Here is a 2666-nt window from a genome sequence, read left to right as displayed (position 1 = left end):
GATGCTGGGCGCTATATGAAATATAGCGTCCACCCACATTTTCATTCCCCATCCGACCTTTGTGCGGGAAGCATCCCATAATTTTTCACTGGAGCCTCAATGGCATTTGCATATCGGGTTGCGGATCGTGTAGCGGCGACGTGCATTCGGCTGGGCCATCGTTTTCTCGGCGCACTAAGCGGCGACAATGAACGCTTTCCGAGCACTTTCGCGGCGGTAAAGAGCGCCGGATATGCGGTCTACAAGCGGCACTACTATCATCCATTCATAACAGCAGATGATCTGCGTTTTCCGCTTAGCGCGAAGCGATCGCTGCCCGGGATCGACCTCAAGCCTGAGGGGCAGCTGGGGTTTGCGGAGCTCTGTGATTTCTCCTCAGAGATACTGGATCTTTCGGAACAGGTGGACGCCCATGGAAAACGATTGTTTTGGGAGGGAGAGTTCGGACATGGAGATGGCGATGCTCTGTACTCGGTCGTCCGGGCGCTGAAACCAAAGCGCATCATCGAGGTGGGGTGCGGTCAGTCCACGCGGATCATTCAAGCTGCGGTCGCCCGGAATGGGACGGGCTGCCGTCATATCTGCATAGAGCCATATGAGCAGCCGTGGCTGGAATCGTACGGCGTTGAGGTCGTCCGTCAGCGTGTCGAATCGTGTGATCCGTCGATCGTCGATGAGTTGGAGGCCAATGACATTCTTTTCATCGACTCAAGTCATGTGCTGAGGCCCCAGGGCGATGTGCTGTTCGAATTGATGGAACTGGTACCGCGACTGAAAAAGGGCGTGCTTGTCCATGTCCACGATATATTCACGCCGCATGACTACCCGGAGAACTGGGTCCTTGAGCGCGGTTTACTGTGGAATGAGCAATATGTCGTTGAATGTTTTCTTAGCTTCAACAGGTCGTACGAAATTCTTCTTGCTATGAACTATTTGGCCCACGACTACCGGGATCGGGTGTCCAGCATCTTTCCGGGTCTCGCCCGCGAGCCGAAGGCGGAACCAGGTTCATTCTGGTTCCGTCGGCTCTGACGTGCGCATCGCGCGGGCGGCGATTTCCGGTTTAGGCCCGCACTGAGCATCTCAAAGTGCAGCCCCCTGCTGTATTGGTAGATCGTCGCATGGGTTGCTGCCCGGCGCCCGCAGGTGCTTTCGACATCTCGCACGGAGCGGGGTGTACGGTCTGCCTCCGGTGAGCGCCGCCTTGTTCGGCTCCCGCATCTCATCGATTCTTATGCGCTCGTGATGGATCGATTAGAGCGGGGATGTGCCCACAATGTCGGATGTGGACACAAAAGCTAGGCGGCGCAACAAGCGCTGGCCGGAGGCGCTGAAGCGCGAGATCGTCGCAGCATCGATTGCGCCGGGAGCTTCGGTTTCGGTCGTGGCGCGCCAGTACGACGTCAACGCCAACCAGGTGTTGAGCTGGCGTCGCCGCTATCGCGCGGCGGAGCAGCCACCGACACTCGCGCTATCGACGCCCGGGCTCGTGCCGGTGACGATCACGCCCGGTCCCGATGACGAGGGCGCGTCGCCGCCGGCGCCGACCACCTCGGAGACGATAGAGATCGAGGTCGCTGGTGACTATCGCGTGCGCGTCGGCTCGGGCTTCGACGGACGCACATTGAAGCGCGTTCTCGACGTACTGAGGAAGCGATGATCCCGGTACCTTCGGGCGTTCGCGTGTGGCTGGCGGTGGGGAAGACTGACATGCGGCGCGGCATGAATGGGCTGGCACTGCAGATTCAGGAGACGCTCGGGCGCGATCCCTTCGCCGGCGATCTGTTCGTCTTTCGCGGCGCCAGGGGCGACCTGGTCAAGATCCTCTGGCATGACGGCCTGGGCCTGTCGCTCTACGCCAAGCGGCTGGAGCGCGGACGCTTTGTTTGGCCTTCTGCGAGCGACGGCAGCGTCGCCATTTCGGCCGCGCAGCTTGCCTACATGCTCGACGGGATCGATTGGCGTAACCCGGTTCACACATTCCGCCCGCAACGTGCGGGATAGCTGCGCTTTCTGCGAGCGGCGCACGACTGTCTGTGATTCCTTCAGGGTATGGATTCGCAGCCTGAAGACATCGCGACACTGAGAGCCGAGCTGGCACTCGCCTGTGCCCGGATGGCCGACGACGCAGCGACCATCGCGCGCCAGAACCTGGAGATCGCCAAGCTCAAGCGCCAGATCTACGGGCCGCGCTCGGAGCGCACGGAGCGCCTGCTCGACCAGATGGAGTTCAATCTCGGAGATCTCGAAGCGACCGCCACCGAGGACGAACTCGCCGCCGAGAACGCCGCCGCCAAGACCACGACTGTTTCCGCCTTCACGCGCAATCGCCCGTCGCGCCAACCGTTCCCGGAGCATCTTCCGCGCGAGCGCGTTGTCGTGCCCGGTCCCGTTGCCTGCGCCTGCTGCGGCGGTACGCGCCTGAGGAAGCTCGGCGAGACCGTCACCGAGACGCTAGAGGTGATCCCGCGCCAGTGGAAGGTGATCCAGCACGTACGCGAGAAGATGACGTGCCGGGGTTGCGAGCGGATCAGCGAGCCGCCGGCGCCCTTCCACGTCACGCCACGTGGCTGGGCCGGCCCGAACCTCTTGGCCATGCTGCTGTTTGAGAAGTTCGGCCAGCATCAACCACTGAACCGTCAGGCCGAGCGCTATGGCCGCGAGGG

Annotated in this window: 4 protein-coding genes; all 4 read left to right on the top strand. The window is 61.6% G+C overall.

The annotated features are described in order from the left end of the window. Window positions 1–99: 99 nt before the first annotated feature. Window positions 100–1032: a class I SAM-dependent methyltransferase gene (locus ACSLE4_RS07985; RefSeq protein WP_435903940.1), complete on the top strand. Its 933-nt coding sequence runs from the start codon at window positions 100–102 to the stop codon at window positions 1030–1032. A gap of 244 nt (window positions 1033–1276) precedes the next feature. Beyond that, window positions 1277–1660, top strand: coding sequence for an IS66-like element accessory protein TnpA (gene tnpA / locus ACSLE4_RS07980; RefSeq protein ID WP_435903939.1), 384 nt, complete (start codon window positions 1277–1279; stop codon window positions 1658–1660). Continuing rightward, window positions 1657–2004, top strand: coding sequence for an IS66 family insertion sequence element accessory protein TnpB (gene tnpB, locus ACSLE4_RS07975; RefSeq protein WP_435903938.1), 348 nt, complete (start codon window positions 1657–1659; stop codon window positions 2002–2004). Before tnpA ends, tnpB begins: the two co-directional genes overlap by 4 nt. Window positions 2005–2052: 48 nt before the next feature. Continuing rightward, on the top strand, window positions 2053–2666 hold a 614-nt coding region (locus ACSLE4_RS07970; RefSeq protein ID WP_435903937.1), incomplete at its 3' end, for an IS66 family transposase zinc-finger binding domain-containing protein.

Origin of the sequence: Methyloceanibacter sp. (genome assembly GCF_051306395.1) — a bacterium.
GTDB lineage: Bacteria > Pseudomonadota > Alphaproteobacteria > Rhizobiales > Methyloligellaceae > Methyloceanibacter.
This window is presented reverse-complemented; position numbering and strand designations above follow the sequence as displayed.

Bases quoted from the DNA above. Each gene is read 5' to 3' on its own strand.
- tnpA (WP_435903939.1), top strand. From the start codon at position 1,277: ATGTCGGATGTGGACACAAAAGCTAGGCGGCGCAACAAGCGCTGGCCG.
- ACSLE4_RS07985 (WP_435903940.1), top strand. From the start codon at position 100: ATGGCATTTGCATATCGGGTTGCGGATCGTGTAGCGGCGACGTGCATT.
- tnpB (WP_435903938.1), top strand. From the start codon at position 1,657: ATGATCCCGGTACCTTCGGGCGTTCGCGTGTGGCTGGCGGTGGGGAAG.